Annotated in this window: 12 protein-coding genes; 8 read left to right on the top strand and 4 right to left on the bottom strand. The window is 50.4% G+C overall.

Annotated elements, in window-relative coordinates:
- The first annotated feature begins 23 nt into the window (after nucleotides 1–23).
- The 7 genes from ACWF8S_RS17275 to brxL all read left to right on the top strand — a co-directional run bounded on the left by ACWF8S_RS17275 (nucleotide 24) and on the right by brxL (nucleotide 13,527).
- The gene (locus tag ACWF8S_RS17275; protein WP_447554707.1) at nucleotides 24–1,694 is read left to right on the top strand and encodes an ATP-binding protein; all 1,671 of its coding nucleotides are present in this window, start codon (nucleotides 24–26) and stop codon (nucleotides 1,692–1,694) included.
- 74 nt (nucleotides 1,695–1,768) lie between these two features.
- Entirely contained in the window at nucleotides 1,769–2,983 is a 1,215-nt protein-coding gene (locus ACWF8S_RS17270) for an AAA family ATPase (RefSeq protein ID WP_447554706.1), read from the top strand.
- 5 nt (nucleotides 2,984–2,988) lie between these two features.
- Nucleotides 2,989–3,522, top strand: a complete 534-nt coding sequence (locus tag ACWF8S_RS17265; protein WP_447554705.1) for a hypothetical protein — start codon at nucleotides 2,989–2,991, stop codon at nucleotides 3,520–3,522.
- An 11-nt stretch (nucleotides 3,523–3,533) separates the two neighbouring features.
- The gene (gene pglX, locus ACWF8S_RS17260; RefSeq protein ID WP_447554704.1) at nucleotides 3,534–7,058 is read left to right on the top strand and encodes a BREX-1 system adenine-specific DNA-methyltransferase PglX; all 3,525 of its coding nucleotides are present in this window, start codon (nucleotides 3,534–3,536) and stop codon (nucleotides 7,056–7,058) included.
- Nucleotides 7,059–7,078: 20 nt separating this feature from the next.
- Nucleotides 7,079–8,959 (top strand): DUF262 domain-containing protein, encoded by a 1,881-nt coding sequence (locus ACWF8S_RS17255; protein ID WP_447554703.1) that lies wholly within the window; start codon nucleotides 7,079–7,081, stop codon nucleotides 8,957–8,959.
- Nucleotides 8,956–11,454 carry a BREX-1 system phosphatase PglZ type A gene (pglZ, locus tag ACWF8S_RS17250; protein WP_447554702.1) on the top strand — a complete coding sequence of 833 codons (2,499 nt, stop codon included), beginning with the start codon at nucleotides 8,956–8,958 and terminating at the stop codon, nucleotides 11,452–11,454. Before ACWF8S_RS17255 ends, pglZ begins: the two co-directional genes overlap by 4 nt.
- A 12-nt stretch (nucleotides 11,455–11,466) precedes the next feature.
- Nucleotides 11,467–13,527, top strand: a complete 2,061-nt coding sequence (gene brxL / locus ACWF8S_RS17245; protein WP_447554701.1) for a BREX system Lon protease-like protein BrxL — start codon at nucleotides 11,467–11,469, stop codon at nucleotides 13,525–13,527.
- Between the two features lie 140 nt (nucleotides 13,528–13,667).
- Here the strand turns inward: brxL and ACWF8S_RS17240 are convergent, their stop codons facing one another.
- The 4 genes from ACWF8S_RS17240 to ACWF8S_RS17225 form a co-directional block, all read right to left on the bottom strand.
- Entirely contained in the window at nucleotides 13,668–13,853 is a 186-nt protein-coding gene (locus ACWF8S_RS17240) for a hypothetical protein (RefSeq protein ID WP_447554700.1), read from the bottom strand.
- A gap of 105 nt (nucleotides 13,854–13,958) precedes the next feature.
- Complete coding sequence (locus ACWF8S_RS17235) at nucleotides 13,959–14,618, bottom strand: inovirus Gp2 family protein (RefSeq protein WP_447554699.1); 660 nt, start codon at nucleotides 14,616–14,618, stop codon at nucleotides 13,959–13,961.
- Nucleotides 14,619–14,922: 304 nt separating this feature from the next.
- Nucleotides 14,923–15,123 carry a helix-turn-helix transcriptional regulator gene (locus ACWF8S_RS17230; protein ID WP_447554698.1) on the bottom strand — a complete coding sequence of 67 codons (201 nt, stop codon included), beginning with the start codon at nucleotides 15,121–15,123 and terminating at the stop codon, nucleotides 14,923–14,925.
- 177 nt (nucleotides 15,124–15,300) lie between these two features.
- Nucleotides 15,301–16,860, bottom strand: coding sequence for a hypothetical protein (locus tag ACWF8S_RS17225; RefSeq protein WP_447554697.1), 1,560 nt, complete (start codon nucleotides 16,858–16,860; stop codon nucleotides 15,301–15,303).
- A 248-nt stretch (nucleotides 16,861–17,108) separates the two neighbouring features.
- Between ACWF8S_RS17225 and ACWF8S_RS17220 the strand changes: the two genes are divergently transcribed.
- The gene (locus ACWF8S_RS17220) at nucleotides 17,109–17,861 is read left to right on the top strand and encodes a hypothetical protein (protein WP_447554696.1); all 753 of its coding nucleotides are present in this window, start codon (nucleotides 17,109–17,111) and stop codon (nucleotides 17,859–17,861) included.
- Nucleotides 17,862–18,296: the final 435 nt, after the last annotated feature.

The following is an 18,296-nucleotide window of genomic DNA, read 5'->3' as shown; positions in this document are numbered from 1 at the left end:
GTCGGTCGAACTTGGGGATAGCCATGCACCAAGCCGAACAGGAAATCCAGACGCTCATTCGCGGCGGCGAGAGCCTCGCCGTCGAGTTCAAGAGCGACGTCAAAAGCCTGCCGGACCGGGATCTGGTAGCTGCGGTGGTGGCCCTGGCCAACACCGAGGGCGGCGACCTGTTCCTGGGCGTTGAAGACGATGGCACCCCGACTGGGCTGCATGCCAATCATCGCAACCTCGCCGGCCTGCCCGCGCTGATTGCCAACAAGACCATTCCTTCACTGGCCGTGCGCGTTGAGGCCCTTGAGCTGGAAGGGCAACCTATTGCCAGAATCCAAGTGCCCAAATCCCGGCAGCTGGTGTCCACCTCGGATGGCCTGCTGCAACGTCGGCGTCTGAGAATGGACGACACTCCGGAGGCTGTGCCCTTCTACCCCCATGAGTTTGTTCAGCGCCAGTCCAGCCTGGGGGTAACCGACCCCTCGGCCTTGCCGGTGGAAAACCTGGCGGTTGAGGACCTGGACCCGATTCAGCGCATCCGAATCCGCAACGCCATCCAGAAGTACGGCGGCGACCAGAGCCTGATGCCTCTGGCGGACGATGAGCTGGACGGCGCCCTGGGGCTGACTGTGAGCGTGGGAGGCATGCGCCGCCCCACTGTTGCAGGCCTGTTGCTGTTGGGGAACGAAATGCAGCTCCGGCAACACCTGCCCTCCCACGAGGTAGCCTTCCAGGTGCTGCGCGGTACCGATGTCCTGGTCAATGAGTTCTATCGCAAACCGCTGCTGGAAACTTTTGAAGAGGCCGAAGTACTGTTCCGCGCCCGGGTGGAGGAAGAGGAGATTCAGGTCGGGCTGTTTCGCGTGCCCATACCCAACTTCGACCGCCGGGCCTTCCGGGAAGCCTTTGTGAACTCCCTGGTTCATCGGGATTACAGCGCCTTGGGCGCCGTGCACGTCAAACTGGACGATGACGGCCTGAGCATCAGTAACCCGGGCGGGTTTGTGGAAGGCGTCAACTTGGATAACCTGCTGGTGGCCGATCCCCGCTCCCGCAACCCATTGCTGGCCGACATTATCAAGCGTATCGGCCTCGCCGAACGCACTGGCCGGGGCATCGACCGGATTTTCGAGGGCATGCTCCGCTATGGGCGTACCGCCCCCGACTACTCCATGTCATCCACTCACACCGTCTCCGTGCGCATGAGCGCGGCAGACGCGGACGCCGAATTCCTGCGCATGATCGTCGAGCGCGAGGAACAGACTGGCGCCGCCATGCCCATCGACAGCCTGATCATCCTGTCACGGCTGCGAAATGAGCGGCGTTTAAGGACGGCGGACTTGGCCAAGTCGGTGCAGAAGCCCGAAACCGTGGTCCGGGGCACCCTGGAGAAACTGGTGGAGGCCGGCATGGTGGAAGCCCACGGCACCGGCAAGGGCCGAACCTATACCCTGAGCGCCAAGGTGTACCGGGGAGCGGGGCAAAAGGCCGCCTATGTGCGCCAAGCCGGATTCGATGCCATCCAGCAGGAGCAGATGGTGCTAAATTTCATCGACACCCACGGCAGCATCAAACGAGCGGATGCCGCCGATCTGTGCCATATCAGTCCTTTTCAGGCCACTCGGCTGCTCAACCGCTTGAAAGACAAGGGCGTAATACGCCCGGCAGGCCAAGGCAAGGGGACCCGATATGAGCGAAGCTGATAAAATACGTGCGACGCACGAAAAATACGAGCGGATACGAGCGCCGCGCATATTTTCGCGTGCAAGTGAGGGCCGTGGCCGACCGGGTGCTGGGTCAGGGGATAGTGAACAATCGGGAAGTAATGATGATAGACCGGCTTGAACTCAAAAACTTTACGTCATTCGGTGACCTGGACATCGATTTCTCATCCAAGATCAACGTGATCATTGGTGAAAATGGTACTGGCAAAACCCACTTGCTCAAGGCGGCCTACGGGCTTTGTGCGGGCGCATCGCTTTGCAAGAACAAGCCGAATCTCGGTAAAGCCGAGCTCGAAGCGGGATTAACGGCCAAGTTCTTGCGGCTGTTCATTCCCCTGGATGACAAGCTTGGGAAGATGCATCTCCACGGGGCTAAGAAGCATGCCAGCTTAATCGCAAAGTTTGCAGAGGAGCAGAGGATCAACGCAACTTTTTTCAACAACTCCTCTAAATTCTCGATCAATAATTCACAAGGTTACGACAAGTACCAAGCTGAGCCCGTGTTCATTCCAACCAAAGAAGTACTCTCTCTGGTCAAGGGCATGGCCGACGAAGCGCACGACCAGAAGACAGTTGAGCTGATATTTGATGACGGCTACGTGGATCTCGCTAAGGCCCTGACCAAAACCAGTGACGAAGACCTGGACGCACGAATCAGCGATGATCCGAGGTTGAATTCGATTATTCCGCAATTGGTCAGCCTAATTGGTGGGCGCTACCAGTGGGAAAACGGCGGCTTCTGCTTCCAGCCGGGTGAATACCGGGAAAAGCCCTCTCCTAAACGAACTAACTCCAAGTCCGCCCAAGCGTATCAGGACTCCACAGTGACGGAGTTCGTTGCAGAAAGCGGTCGTCAGTACTCCAGCAGCATGACGGCGGAGGGTTTCAGGAAGATCGGTATTCTACACAGATTGCTGAGTAACGGTGTGCTGTCTCCTGGGTCCAGTGGACCACTATTCTGGGACGAGCCGGAATCCAATATGAACCCCAAGCTGATGAAACAGCTCGTACAGGTACTTCTTGAGCTTTCTCGAAACGGTCAGCAAGTCATTATCGGAACGCATGACTATGTCTTATTGAAGTGGCTGGACCTGCTTTCTGACAAGGGAGCTGGAGATCATGTTCGCTTTCACTCTCTATGTCGCGAAGGGAATGATAGAGAAGTTCATATTGAAACGACTGATGATTACGACGGAGTTAGTAAGTCTGCTATTTCTAATGCTTTTGCAGAACTCTACGACGCAGATGTTAAAAGGGCTTTAGGGTAGTTTGCATGAGAATCTATAAGGCAGAAGAGAATGCGGAGCTTGAGTTCAGCTTCCCCGAAGATATTGAATGGAGTGAACTGGATAGGCAAGGAGTTAAACTTCCTGTCCGCATGAAGTTTGTTGATCTCGTCATCGAACGAGAGCACGACGTACTCCTCATTGAAATAAAAGATCCCTCGCACTCCAAAAGTCAGGAGAAGCAAAGAAATAGTTACCTAAAGCGCCTCTCAGATAACTCTGTTCTGACGCAAGAGTTAACACCAAAAGCCCGAGATTCTTATCTTTACCTTCACCTAATGGAAAAAGATAAAAAGCCTTTCAAATATATTGTCTTGGTAGGCCTAGATGCTTTCGACTCAGAGATACAAAAAGCAGTCCTGACTGGATTCAAAGATAGACTGATGGCAGACATCCGCTGTGAGTCGTTTGAGGCGTGGAAGCGAAAACATATATCTGACTGCATCGTTTTATCGGTTGATGCTTGGAATAAAATATTCCCGGATTGGCCTGTGTCACGCATAGCCGATGCACAAGCTTGAGGATAGTAACCGTGGAAACTGGGAAACTTAAAAAATTCGCTCAATTCGCTCGCCGCAGCCTCCTAGAGCAGGTTACAGCCAAGCTCAAACTGTTACTCGCCGACGAGAGTCCCGCCCGGCGAGAAAGGCCACAGGCGATTAATAAACTTGAAGAGGCGGTAAACAACCAAGGCAAAGAGCAGGTTATCGAGCGGGTGGCCTATATCTGGTTCAACCGCTTCTGCGCCCTGCGTTTTATGGACGTGAACCGTTATAACCGCATTGGCATTGTTTCCCCTGCTGAGGGGCAGTTCCAGCCCGAGGTCTTGGCTGATGCCAAGATGGGCCACATCGATGAGGAAATGGTGTCGGAGTCGACCCGTCAAAAGATCTTCGCTCTGCTGGATGGCAAAACACCCAGTCAGGATCCGCAGGGGGAGGCCTATCGCCTGCTGGTCGTCGCAGCCTGTAACTATTGGTACAGTGCGATGCCGTTCCTGTTCGAACGCATTGACGATTACACCGAGCTTTTGATGTCGGATGATCTGCTTTCAGGCAACTCAATCCTGGCTTATACCCGCGAAGCCATGACGCCGGATGCCTGTGAGGATGTCGAGGTGATCGGCTGGCTGTATCAGTTTTATATCTCCGAGAAGAAAGACCAAGTATTTTCTGATCTCAAGAAGAACAAAAAGGTTACTCCCGAAAATATCCCTGCGGCAACCCAGCTGTTCACGCCACACTGGATTGTGCGTTATCTGGTGGAGAACTCACTGGGCCGCCTCTGGATGCTCAATCGGCCAGACTCTGGTTTGGTCGAGCAAATGGATTACTACATCAAGCCGTATGAGTCTGAGACGGATTTTCTACGTATCAACAGCCCCGAAGAGATCAAGATCTGCGACCCGGCCTGCGGATCGGGACACATGCTGACGTATGCATTCGATCTACTGTATGCCATTTATGAAGAGGAAGGCTACGAACCTGCCGATATTCCGGCCAAGATTCTGACTCATAATCTTTACGGCATTGAGATCGATGAGCGTGCCGGTGAATTGGCCGCTTTTGCACTAACGATGAAAGCGCGGGCAAAGCAGCGCCGGTTTTTTCATAAGCCGGTTCAGCCCAATGTTTGTGTCCTTGGAAGTGTACATTTTGAAGAGGGTGAGCTGAAAGAATACATGAACTTCGTCGGGCGCGACCTATTCACTGAGCCGATGCTCACCACCCTTCGCCAGTTTGAGGAGGCCCATAACTTCGGTTCCTTGATCCGTCCGGATGTCACTGACATAGACGGCATGCTCAGGATTCTGGAGTCAAAGAACGTCTCCGGACAGCTGTTTATCAGCATGACCCATCAGAAGGTGCTGCAAGCCCTGCGACAGGCCGATTACCTGAGCCCTAAATACCACGTGGTAATTGCCAATCCGCCTTATATGGGCAATAGAAGCATGGCGGGGCGATTGCAAGCATTCGCAAAAAATAATTACCCAAACAGCAAATTAGATCTATTTGCCATGTTTATCGAGCGTAATCTTGATCTGACTAACAAGTATGGTTCAGTTGCAATGATAACCATGCAAAGCTGGATGTTTTTATCTTCGTTTGAGACCTTGCGTACCACTATGCTCAATAAACATACAATTGCTTCCATGGCTCATTTAGGCGCAAGGGCCTTCGATAGTATTGGTGGGGAGGTTGTCTCAACTACTGCGTTTGTAATAACTAATTCAAGAAAAACTAACTGCAAGGGATCTTTTCTGAAACTCTCTGATGGTAAAAATGAGGCGGAGAAGGATGCGAATCTCAGAAAACGCCGCTCAAATCCTTTTCTCGCCTCAACAGAAGATTTCAAGAAGATACCGGGCGGTCCTATTGCTTACTGGGTAAGTGATACTGTTCGTCAAATCTTTGCCAATGCTACTTTGTTTGGAGAGCTTGTAAAGCCTAGAGTTGGTTTGCAAACAGGATCAAATGACATATTCATGAGAGCGTGGCATGAAATCTCCATAAAAGAGATTGGCTTTGGGCTCGCATCACGCGATGAGGCATCTGAAACGAACTTAAAGTGGTTCCCATACAACAAGGGTGGCGACTGGCGTAAATGGTACGGTAACTGTGAGTATGTCGTTGATTGGGAAGATGACGGAACTCGCATCCGAAATTTTAAGGACGAGAACGGAAAAGTACGATCCAGGCCTCAAAATACAGAGTACTACTTCAAAGAGGGGATCACATGGGCTGACATAACGACGAACTCATTTGCCGCTAGACACGCTCCTAATGGCTTTATTTTTGACGTTAAAGGATCTTCAGGCTTTCCAGCAAGGAGTAAGCTGAAACAAGTAATCGGATTGATGAATAGCAAGCTCATGCTTGGATTTATGCAAATTCTCAATCCGACTACGACGTTTCAGGTGGGAGATATGGCACGTGTTCCGTTTCAACCGCCCAAAGATAGCAAACAAGATTTAGATCTTAATGTTAAGCGACTGATCTCTATTGGTAAACATGACTGGAATTCTTATGAAATCTCCTGGGATTTCACCAGCCTCCCGCTACTGAATGCTGACTACCGTCAGGCAACCTTAAAGGCCAGCTGCCAGAAGCTTCGCGCCCATTGGCGCGAAATGACGCTGGAAATGCAGCGCTTGGAGCAAGAGAACAACCGAATCTTCATCGAGGCCTATGGCCTTCAAGAAGAACTGATGCCCGAGATGCCACTCAACGAGATCACCCTGACCTGCAATCCGAACTACCGCTACGGCAGCGACAAGAGCGAGGAAGAGCTGGAGTCACTTCTTTTGACTGACACCATGCGCGAACTGATCTCATACGCCGTGGGTTGTATGTTCGGCCGTTATTCTCTTGAAGAACCGGGGCTGATCCTGGCCAATCAGGGCGAGACCATCGAGGATTACCTAAAGCGGGTTCCGGAGCCGAGCTTCCAGGCGGACGATGACAATGTCATCCCCATGCTTGATGGCGATTGGTTCACCGACGACATCACTGAGCGCTTCCGTGAATTCTTGCGCATCGCCTTTGGCGACGAGCACTATGATGAAAACCTCCGCTTTTTAGAAGATAGCCTCTACCCAGCTAACCCTAATGCGCGTAAGCGTAAGACGATTCGCGACTATTTCTTAAAGGACTTCTACAAAGACCATTGGTCTCGTTACAAGAAACGGCCCATTTATTGGCTGTTTTCCTCTCCCGAGGGCTCATTCAATGCGTTGATCTACATGCACCGCTACCAGCCCCACACCGTGGGCATGGTGCTGAAGTATCTGCGCGATTTCAAAGACGAGAAGCTGCAGGCCCGGAAAAACCATCTGGAGGCCGTCAGTATCAGCGCCGGGGCCTCTCCTGGCGAGAAGACCAAGGCCCTGAAAGAGATCGAGAAGATCAACAAAACCCTAGCCGAGTTGGATGATTACGAGCGGGATGTACTTTACCCGTTGGCGACGAAGCAAAAGGAAATCGATCTCGATAAAGGGGTGAAGGCGAACTATCCGGAATTTGACGACGCCTTGAAGAAAATTCCAGGCTTGTCCTGAAACAGTAAGGAGCTGTCGGCATGGCAGGTGAGTACGAAAAGGCCATTACTATTAAAGACGCGATTGATGCCATCAATCAGCGAGACTATCTGCTGCCGGCAATACAGCGGAAGTTCGTCTGGAGCAGCCATCAGATTTGCGTGCTGTTCGACTCCATCATGCGGGGTTACCCCATCAACACGTTCATGATGTGGGAGATCAAGGATGATGGTATTAAGAACGACTACAAATTCTACGAGTTCTTAAAGTCTTACTGCCAGCGTTTCAGTGAGGAGAACCCTCACGTCCCAACCAATGCCAGTTATAAGGATTTCAGGGCAGTCATCGATGGCCAGCAGCGTCTTACATCTCTCTACATTGGGCTTTGCGGTACATATGCGTACAAGAAGCCAAGAGTTTGGTGGCCCAGCACTCGCGACGATAAGGTGTTACCGCCCCGCAAGCTGTATCTGGATCTGAAAGCACCACTGGAATCAGAAGACGACGAATCACTGATGTATTACAACTTCCGGTTCCTAACAGACCGGCAATATAAGGATTCGTTAGCCGCAGAGACCCCGGCCCACCACTGGCTTTGCATGCATGAAATACTCAGGTATCCACACCAAGAAAGTAGCGATGATGTGCTTTTGGAGGTGGTAATGCCAGAGCTCGAGCGACAAGGACTCAGTACAAATACATTTGCTCGAAAGACACTGCTGAAAGTTTATGATGTGATCCGTTCACAGCGGATCATTCACTACTTCAATGAGAACAGTCAGCAAATCGACCATGTTTTAGATGTATTTATCCGTACCAACAGTGGAGGCACCAAGCTGGACTTTTCTGACCTGCTGATGTCGATTGCTGTTGCCCACTGGGATGGGGATTTTCGGAAAGAGCTTGATGACTTGACTCATCACATCCATCAGAACACGGAGATGGGTTTCTACATAGAGCGTGACTGGTTGTTGAAAACCTGCTTGATGCTCACGGAAGTCGATGTCCGTTTCAAAGTGAGAAATTTCAAGGGCGAGCAGGTTGCCCGAATCCAGCGAGAGTGGCCCGAGATCAAAGAATGTATTACCGAAACATTCCGCCTCGTGCGGCGATTCGGTATTACGCCGCAGTCGCTGACCTCCAGAAACGCTGTTATTCCGATCTGTTACTATTTGTATAAAAAATGCTTTTCAGGAGAGCCGCTCTTCAGGAAAATTAATAACCTTGCGAAATGCCATGAGCAACGTGCGGTAATCAGCCAGTGGTTTTATATGGCGCTTTTGAAAGGGGTCTTCGGCGGTCAAGCTGACTCCATTTTAAGCAGCATGAGGGATGTTCTAGTAAAGCACCTCACCGACGATACCTTCCCGTTGCCTGCCATCATCGAGCGTTACAAAGCGACGAACAAGGATCTGCGTTTCGATGAAGAAACCCTCGATAAACTGTTGGAAACGCAGCATGGAGAGGGGCGCTGCCGCGCGTTACTGCATTTGCTGTTCCCGGAAATGAATGTGTCAGAAGTCTTTCACATTGATCACCTTCATCCGAGAGTAGCCTTTGACAAAAAGTTGCTGAAGAACGCCAGTTTTCTGGCCAATGACGAGCAGTTGATGGCGTTTTATCGCGATCCAGTTCACTGGAATGCGATCCCCAATCTCCATCTGCTGAATCATTCGCAAAATCTTGCGAAGAAAGACCGCCCCTTGAAGGAATGGCTTTCAGATCGGAATGTGCATCTATCCCCTAGAGACCTGCTCATCGAGAATGCAGATCTGGAATTTATCTCATTCAAGGCGTTCTACCTGGCCAGGCGGGAAGCCCTAAAACAGCGCTTGATATCCAGAGTTTACATGTCCGCGCCGTTGGCGGCGGAGAGTGTGGCTGACAGTGAAGATGAAGAGCTGGACGAGGTAGTCTCATGAGCAGCCAGATTCAAACGGCTCTGACGCGACTGTTTGATAAGCATCGGATCATCTTCTGGTACGACACCAAGCAAGAGCTGCGCAGTGACTTCGAGGCGGTTTCCATTTCGAACGTCGAGAAGCTGGAGATCGCCAACAACGAGTACGGCCTGAAATATCGCATCCTGCGGGAGTCGCCGGAACAGAAATTCTTGTTGTACAAGGAAGGGCCACAACCGGAGGATCTGGACAACTGGTTGCTGGACGTACAGCTGGCCCACGGCGAGTTCCGGACTGATCAGGTGGCCATCTGGCTGTCCGAATTGGACTTGGGCCTGGAGTTTGCCGAGGTAGCCCAGGCCCACGCGGAGTTCTTTCAAGCGAACAAGCGCAAGGAGGCGTTGAAGAAGTTGCTGAAGCCGGATGACACCGCCGGCCAGCTGCGCCTGAAGATGCTGGCTGTATGTGCCGGTAGCGAGCCCCGTATGGACTCGGTGGTGGAAACCCTGCTGCAGCAACTGGCGGAAGACCGTGATGATGGCATTCGGCTGATTGAGCGTTGCGGCCTAAATGGCTTCCTGTGGGAGCAGCTGACCCGTTTCTACGGCTACGAGGCAAGTGAACCGAGCCTGCGCGACTTCGTGATTGAGCTGTTCAAGTCCTGCTACGCCATGGGCACGGATGGCGAGGTCAAGCTGACCGGCGATGCGCTGGTGTTCCTCAAGCGCTGGAAAGACAGCCGCCAGTTCGAGCAGGGGTTTGAAACCCTGTCTGCCGAGTGTGCCGAGGTGCTGGGCATTGAGCAGGATCTCGGTAAACGGGACTTCCGGGACCTGACTGAACTGGACTACTTCCGGCTAATCGACCAGAAGATTATCAGTGACCTTGTGCGAGCGGTGGTAGGCCGCACGGTCACCAGCGGCGATGTGGCACTGTGGGTGCGGCAGCGGCGTCAGGGCCATTGGTACGGGGAGTTCCGCCACCTGTATGAAGCCCTTGAGTTTGCAGCGCGCTTTGTCCAGATGCTGGGCGAGGCTCGTCTCACCATGGACAGCCTCTCCGACGGCGTTCAGCGATACAGCCGTTCCTGGTTCCAGCTGGATCAGCTCTACCGCAAGTTTACCTACCATGTGCGCATGTCCGGCCAGGCATCGTTGATGGGCGATCTCAGTGAGCAGGTGGAGAACCTGTATTCCAACAACTACCTGCTCAAGCTGGGCGACGGCTTCCAGGTTCACGTGGATGCCGCGCCGCGCTGGGAGGCCTATCCGGTCGTTCAGCAAAAAGCCTTTTTCGAGCACTGGGTTCGCCCGTACCTGCGCAAGGACAAGCGGATCTGTGTGATCATTTCCGACGCCATGCGCTACGAGATTGGTGACGAGCTGCTGGGCTTTATCCGGCAGGAAGATCGTTACAGCGCAGAGCTTGAACCGGCACTCTCGACTCTTCCCAGCTATACCCAGCTCGGTATGGCGGCGCTGCTGCCCAACAAGTCCTTGGCGATCGCCGACAACGATACCGGCACGGTACTGGTGGATGGCCAAAGCTCACAGGGCACCGTCAACCGCACAAAAATCCTGCAGGCCGCCCTGGATGGGCGGGGGCAGGCCGTCAAGGCGGAAGATTTTATGCAGCTCAACCGGGACGACAGCCGGGAGCTACTGAAGGGTAATGATGTGGTTTACATCTACCACAACCGTATCGACCACACCGGCGACAAGATGCATTCAGAGGGGCAGGCCTTTGAAGCGGCGGAACAGACCCTGGTTGACCTCATACGCCTGATCAAGAAGCTTACGGCCGCCAACGCCAACAACCTGCTGATCACCGCTGATCACGGCTTTATTTACCAAAACCATGAGCTGGACGAGAGTGATTTCCTGGGCGATGCCGTTTCTGGCGACGATATTCGCTACCGGGATCGCCGGTTCGTGCTGGGTAAGGAGCTGTCCGCCTCTCCCGCTTTCCATCACTTCTCGTCTGAGCAGCTTGGGCTGGGTGGTGATATGGAGGCGCAGATTCCCAAGTCTATTAACCGGCTGCGCCTCAAGGGCTCTGGTAGCCGTTTTGTGCATGGTGGCGCATCGTTGCAGGAAGTGGTGATTCCGGTCCTGAAGGTCAACAAGAAGCGCCAGAGCGATGTCAGAGCTGTTGAGGTGGACATCCTGCGTGGGGCCAGCTCGGTGATCACTGCCGGCCAACTGGCGGTCACCTTGTATCAGTCCGGGCCAGTTACCGAAAAAGTGCAACCTCGCCACCTGAGGGCCGGTATTTATACCCAGACAGGGGAGTTGATATCGGATAGTCATGAGTTGTCGTTCGATCTGACATCGGAGAACCCCCGCGAGCGAGAGCTTCAGGTGCGTTTCGTGCTGAGCCGCAAAGCGGACGAGGCCAACGGCGAGGAGGTTTTCCTGCGACTGGACGAGCAGCACGCCGGTACCTCCCACTACAAGGAGTACAAGTCGCTCAGGTATTTGATGCGGCGCTCATTTACCAGTGATTTCGATTTCTGAGGGTTGTAGCCAATGAGTACGCTTGACCAAAAGATCAACGAACACTTCCCGGGCCTGGTAGTGCGCAAAGACCTAGTGAAAACGGTCAAGGGCAACGCCATCGTTCCTTCATACGTACTGGAATATCTGCTCGGCCAGTACTGCGCCACCAGCGATGAGGCCACGATTCAGACGGGTATCGAAACGGTCAAGGAGATTCTGGCCAAGCACTATGTCCACCGTAATGAAGCCGGACTGGTGCGCTCTAATATCAAGGAGAAAGGGCGCTACAAGGTGATCGACAAGATCAGCGTGGCCCTGAATGAGAAGACGGATGCCTACGAGGCGCAGTTCTCCAACCTGGGGATCAAGAAGGTATTGGTAGATTCGGGAACCGTTAAGGCCCACCCCAAACTTCTGGTAAGCGGCGTCTGGTGCATCGCGGACATCGAATACGTATTTTCTGAAGACCAGAACGCCAGCCCCTGGATCCTGTCCACCCTCAAGCCAATTCAGCTTTCGCATTTCGACTACGACGCCTACGTCGCTGCGCGTCAGCAGTTCAGCACCGATGAGTGGATTGACCTGTTGATACAGAGCATTGGCTTTAATCCGGAAATGTTTGGCAAGCGCAGCAAGCTCCTCCAGCTCCTGCGCCTGGTTCCTTTCTGCGAGCGCAACTACAACCTGATTGAACTCGGACCCAAGGGGACAGGCAAATCCCACGTTTACTCCGAGTTCTCGCCCCATGGGATTCTGGTATCCGGAGGTGAAGTCACCGTACCCAAGCTGTTTGTGAGTAACTCCAGCGGCAAGATCGGATTGGTAGGGTACTGGGATTGTGTGGCCTTCGACGAATTCGCCGGCAAGCAGAAGCGCGTCGACAAAGCCCTCGTCGACATCATGAAGAACTATATGGCCAACAAGTCCTTCTCCCGGGGCGTGGAGACCCTGGGCGCCGAGGCGTCCATGATGTTCGTGGGGAATACCCGGCATACCGTACCTTATATGCTGAAGCATTCGGACCTGTTCGATGAGCTGCCGGACAAATTCTACGATTCCGCCTTTCTGGACCGGATCCACTTCTACATCCCGGGGTGGGAGGTCGATATCATCCGGGGCGAGATGTTCTCCGACGGCTATGGCTTCGTGGTGGACTACCTCGCGGAAATCCTGCGCTCGATGCGGAACTACGATTATTCCGATCAGTATAAGGAGCACTTTACCCTTTCTTCGGACATATCGACCCGTGACCGGGACGGTATCAACAAGACCTTTTCCGGCTTGATGAAGATCCTGTTCCCCCAGGGGGCAGCGACCAGAGAAGATGTGGAAGAAGTGCTGCGTTTTGCCATCGAAGGGCGCAAGCGGGTCAAGGATCAGTTACAGCGGATTGATACCACCTACGGTGAAGTACGCTTTTCCTATCAGGATCAGCAAGGGCAGGAACGGCTGGTCACCACACTTGAGGAAGAAGAGTACCCAAGCTACTACCACCAAACGGTGACTAACCCTGATGACGTCGGAGAAGAACCCGAGCCAACAGCGGACGTTAAAGGTGTCGAGCCCAAAGAGCCACACGCCCCCGAGCCCGTACTGGAGGAAAAGCACCTGACCTTCCAGGAAAACCAGAAGGGCATCTCATATGACGGTTTGTTTGGCCCGTATCTGAAGGGGGCCAGCACGATCACCGTCACAGATCCCTACATTCGGCTTTTCTACCAGATCCGCAATTTCATGGAGTTTCTCGAAGCCATCGTGAAGAACAAGGCCGAAGAAGATGAAGTGGCGGTTCACCTCGTCACCGTCAGGGACGAGTTCAAGGGTGACCTACAAGACGAGAGTTTTGAAAAAATCCAGGAATCCGCTCGCGCCGTGGGCATCGACTTCACCTGGGAGTTTGACGACAGCGGTACCATTCACGCCCGTCATATCGTTACGGACCACGGCTGGAAGATATCGCTGGACAGGGGATTGGACATCTTTCAGCACTATGAGATGAATGAGGCTTTCGCATTTTCTAACCGACTACAGCAGTTTCGGTCTAGTAAGGCCTTTGAGGTGACGTTTATCAGGCAAGAACAAAAAGCTTAGGAGGATGAGATGAGTGGCGAGCTAAAGATAATAGAATCGATCAAAGACATGGCGGTCTTTTAGGACTTTCGATGGGCTTCATCTGTAAGGGATGAAGGTCATAATGTTGCTGAATTTGGAAAGATCCATATTTCATATGACTAAATCGCCCCGGGTTTTGTAAACACCAGCACGCCTTCTAGCGTGGCATTGTGCTCTTCAATCGCTTCGGTGGCTTTGTTCAGCTCCGCGCCAATGTAGTGCTTTAGATCTTTGATGGCACCCCACCGTGCAGCGTAACGGTGGGGCTCATTAATGATTCCATGTATGGCAGTAACCGTGGGCATGGCGGACACCTAGAACCCACAAAATAGTGAACCGAGTTTAGCGGTGTGGGGGCTAGTGGGCAAAGAGCTGCTTAGCAGCCTTGCTCAATGACCATGGTGGGGCTTTTAGTTTCGGCTGGTTCCAAACGCTCGTAAACCTAACCCGTACTTTTTTGTATCCGCTTTGCAAAGGTAAGAGGCACGATAGAACGCCTCCTGAAAGTTATTCGGATCACCCCGATCGATCCAATAGTACGGATGCTCAGGCACGTGAACCCATGGTTCTTGAGGATTCCACGCAACCCCCAGTGCGCTGTACCACGCACGTGATACGCGACTGACGAGGTTCTCGTTTTGAGAGCACGCCTTACCTGGCATGTGATAGGCGTCACGATTAAGTAAGAGCAACAAGTGGTAGTGCGGTTTACGGTTGCGTCCGATTTCCCGACACCACACGTAGCGCACCTTGGTATCAGGCACCCAGCCAGCTTGACGCTTACTTTCACGATCATGTTTGATGATAGCCTTTAGGGAGGCGATGAACCTCGCGAGAAGGCCTCTATGCTCTTCTAATGGCATTCTGTCGTTTATTTCCTTAGGGATCATAGGATCAATCCTGAAGGCGAGAACGCGAGGGTAATCGCCTAGTGCCTTTTGCATCGTGTCGTAGAGGGCCTGAAGGTATTCATCGGCCATTGGCAGATGCTTTTCCTGGAGAGCAAGCCCATTGAAGGTATGAGCAGCGTTCAAGCACAAGTTGGCGTTTGATGGGTGTCGTTGCAGCATTGTAATTACCTCGGATAGGGGGGACTGGCTCATGCCTTCTGAGGCATGGGCATTTATGTCAGGCACGCCGAAGCCTCCAGCGGGTGCTGGATTCATTCAGGTGGCGACGTTTGGATAGCTACCTTTTCGCTCGCTACTCAGGTGCGGGGCTTGATGCCCCTCCCATTACCCTTTGATTTAAATAATAATAATTAAACAAGGCTTGTGGGAGCTGGTAGCGACTAACAGGTACTGATGGTTGCTGGTGGGAGTGAGTAGTCGTCATTGAATAATCACTCTTGATTTAAATTAGGGAAAGGTCGGGTTACTTCAGCACTGCTTCATCTCTGCGTTGGATGTTTTCGCAGATCCAGGCCTCCACTTCACGCTCGACCCAAGCAACGGCCCGTGTGCCCAGCTTGATAGGCTGAGGGAACTGTCCAAGGCTGATGTACTTGTAGACCGTCGACCTGGCCAGCCCAGTGCGGTCCATGACGTCTTTTATGCGGATCAGTCGGTTGCTCATGACGAACTCCTTTTGTTTGTTCATGACATGAGGCTGCTGAGTATTTTTTACTTATAGAGGAAATTTAATGGATTTGATCTACTGTGAAATGCCACATCACTATTTAGCTATATAAGCTTAGATGCAAAGTTAATTAGTTGGAAAATGTAGTTATCGATAAATAGTCTTTGCGAAGTGTTAACTAGGCTGTGCTGATATGATTTTTTGGCGATGAGTTTGCCAATATTTTCTCATGTTGAAGTATATATATGATTTTTCTATTATGCAGTCAGGTAAAAGACCTATCGTATTATCATTTATAGTAAAACACCGCAAAACCAAAGCGGATAATGTTTCTTTGTTTAATTCGTAGTAAGGAGTAAGTGTAAAGTTTAATAGTTCGAATTTAAAATCTATATTTTGTTGTTTAGCAGCAGCTTTTTTTAGTAGGTGATGTAAGTCCATCGCCAGTTTGTATGCAAGCTGATGACGAAGTGCAGCTTCAGGCTTTTCTTGAAAATCGGGTGAGTTGGGTAAAGGTTCATTGTTTTCTAAATACTTCCATTGCATCGATAGTATTTGCATAGCTTGAGTATGAATGCGTGTACGCAACCAATCTACTTGAGAGGTATCGCAATTTATCGCAAACGCCTTAATCGTCGAATATAGATGATCTATTGTAGGCAAGAAATTCTTAGCATCATAAAAAGCACTTATGCTTTCATTTATTTCTTTTTCAATTTTTTTTAATGACTCTAATCTACTTGATATATTAGAAGTTACTTTGGTTGAATCTTTCTCAATGTGGATTTGGGTATAAAGATAATCGAGTCTTTTAGTAAGTATCGCTCTATATTCCGAACTGATAATATAAACTATCATTGCATCAATAAGCCCATGGCTTAGTTCGGTGAATGTGTTGTTATTTAATATGGGGGAATACAGTGTTAGAACTTTACTATTTGGCCGACCGAGTAATGAATGAGAAAGATCTAACTGGTAGATCGAGATCATACGCTCACCCAGTACCTTGCCTGCTTGCCCCGTTTGGTGGTCCAAAATAATGCCGAGTGTCTTGAGCTTTTTTATCTGGCTAGCAAGTTGATTGGCAGTCATCCCTGTTAAACGCTGCAATTTGGCATTACTTAGGTTGGTCACAATACCTGGTACTTCTGAACGCGCCAACATCACAAGTAACAACCAACGGTTTGACTGAGTCAGTCGCTCTTTACGTTGATGGCTATGATATAAATTCGGTTGTCTGATCGGTAGAGGTAGTTTTATTATTTTTTCATTCTCATCTGATGTTTTATTAAATAGAAGGGTTGAATCTATAAGCGCTGTTTCATTATACACCGATAAAGATACACTGTTCGCTTTATCTTGGTCTCTTTCATTACCCGTATCCCCAGCGACAGGCGGGTCGTATTCACTTATGTGTTCTATAAAGTCTGATAAAAGAGGTGCTTCACTACGAAGGTTTTTTAAAGTCTCAAGCATCGTTTTAGCGATACAGTATCTATAGCTCGGTCGCCCCACTTTTTTTATCACGGATGCTGTTTCTATAACCCCATTTTTTTTCATTTCAAGTAACGTTTTTTGCCCTTGTTTAACTGACATTTTCAAGTGGCTCAGTAAATCTTTTACCGTACCGTCGAACGGCTTATGTAAACCAATCCGGCGTTCCCACTGCCATAGGAACCAACGAGCTTCTGATGTTAGATCGGTGCTTTCGAAATAAAATAACTGGAAGCCCATGCCATGCTCCTTGTCAGTAAAATATGATAATTTGTAATCGCTAAAAATACCCTTTATAAGGAAATTATATTATACAAAAATTACTAAGTCACGTTACACGTCACGTGACTTGTTGTGTGACTAAGTTTTGGCTAAAATTTAAAAATCTTTAGCTGTCGTGTCGGATTAAACTTTAACAGTCTTATATCTGAATTTATTTTCTATCTTTATCACTTGCTTGTTGTCAGCTAATGTTGGAGTATTGTCTTGTGACAGTTTCTTACTGTGATTGGATCGACCAAAATAATGCGATCCAAGTTAATTGGATAATTGATTATCTTGGCAAAAGGCATGCTGGGTTTTATCAATATTTTAGGAATAATAGTGTTTTTAAAAACCCGCATTCACTCTTATTGTTAAGAGCTATTGAAGCAAATATGAATGATCCATTATTTCGTGAATGCTATGAAAAATCGAAGAATGCGTGGCGACAAAAGAAGGTACGTCAGCAACCTAATAAAAAATCTGCAACATTTGTACTACCTGTTTCTACCTTAGATACGTTGGAAAAGCTTTCTAAAAAGCACAAAAATACAAAAGTAAAGGAACTTTGTACAGTAATTAGTGATGCTTGGCATGACCATCAACGTGCAATAGTAAACGTTCAGAAGACCAAGGCTACCTATCAAAAACAATTAAAATCACAACAGGTAAAATATCAGCAAACCGAACAGGCTTATCAACGCGTAATTGAAACATTGCTTACTTCAGTGGCAGAGCAAATTGATCAGCGCTGCGCATTGGAGGCCAAGATGGGAGGCCCGGATAACTCGCCTATTGAAGCTGCTGATATGACAACGTACGAAGCATTAATGGAGTCACAAATAGCCGCTTTAGAACCTCACTTAATTAACTTGGTGCTCGTTCGCTCCCAAGGGGAGTTGCTCGCAGAGCGGTTAGCTGTCCTAGCCCGAGAGCGTAAACTGACTTCTGATACTTCGGCCACAATAGGCGAGCCATAGGGGCAAGTAGTGTGATCGTATTAGCACATATAAATCGTGTTTTAGCGCTTTGTTTATCAACAGGGCCAAAAGAGTTAGCGTTGTGACGGTATTGATACATAGCGGTCTCAAGTTCCAGGTGCAACGCTATTGAATAGTGCTCGGATCAGCGACAGCTTTCTTAAGCACCTAAGCGTAGACTTCCAGGTTATGCGCCAGTCTGATTCCTATAGTGCCAAGGGCCCTTTAGGGTATCTTCAAAGGCACGAGTCGCCATGTCTTCTTTATCACACTAAAACACAGAAGGCAGCTTCTCTTGATGATCTGCATGAAACACCCTGCCTCGGCCACTTGATCCTCTAGAGTAGGGCATTCATAGTGCCTCCAATATTTAATCTAGGCCCTGCACAAACCGGGGGTGACGTCGGGTCATGGCATTTCCTCAACACGATACCT

Source organism: Vreelandella xerophytica (assembly GCF_968048975.1).
This window is presented reverse-complemented; position numbering and strand designations above follow the sequence as displayed.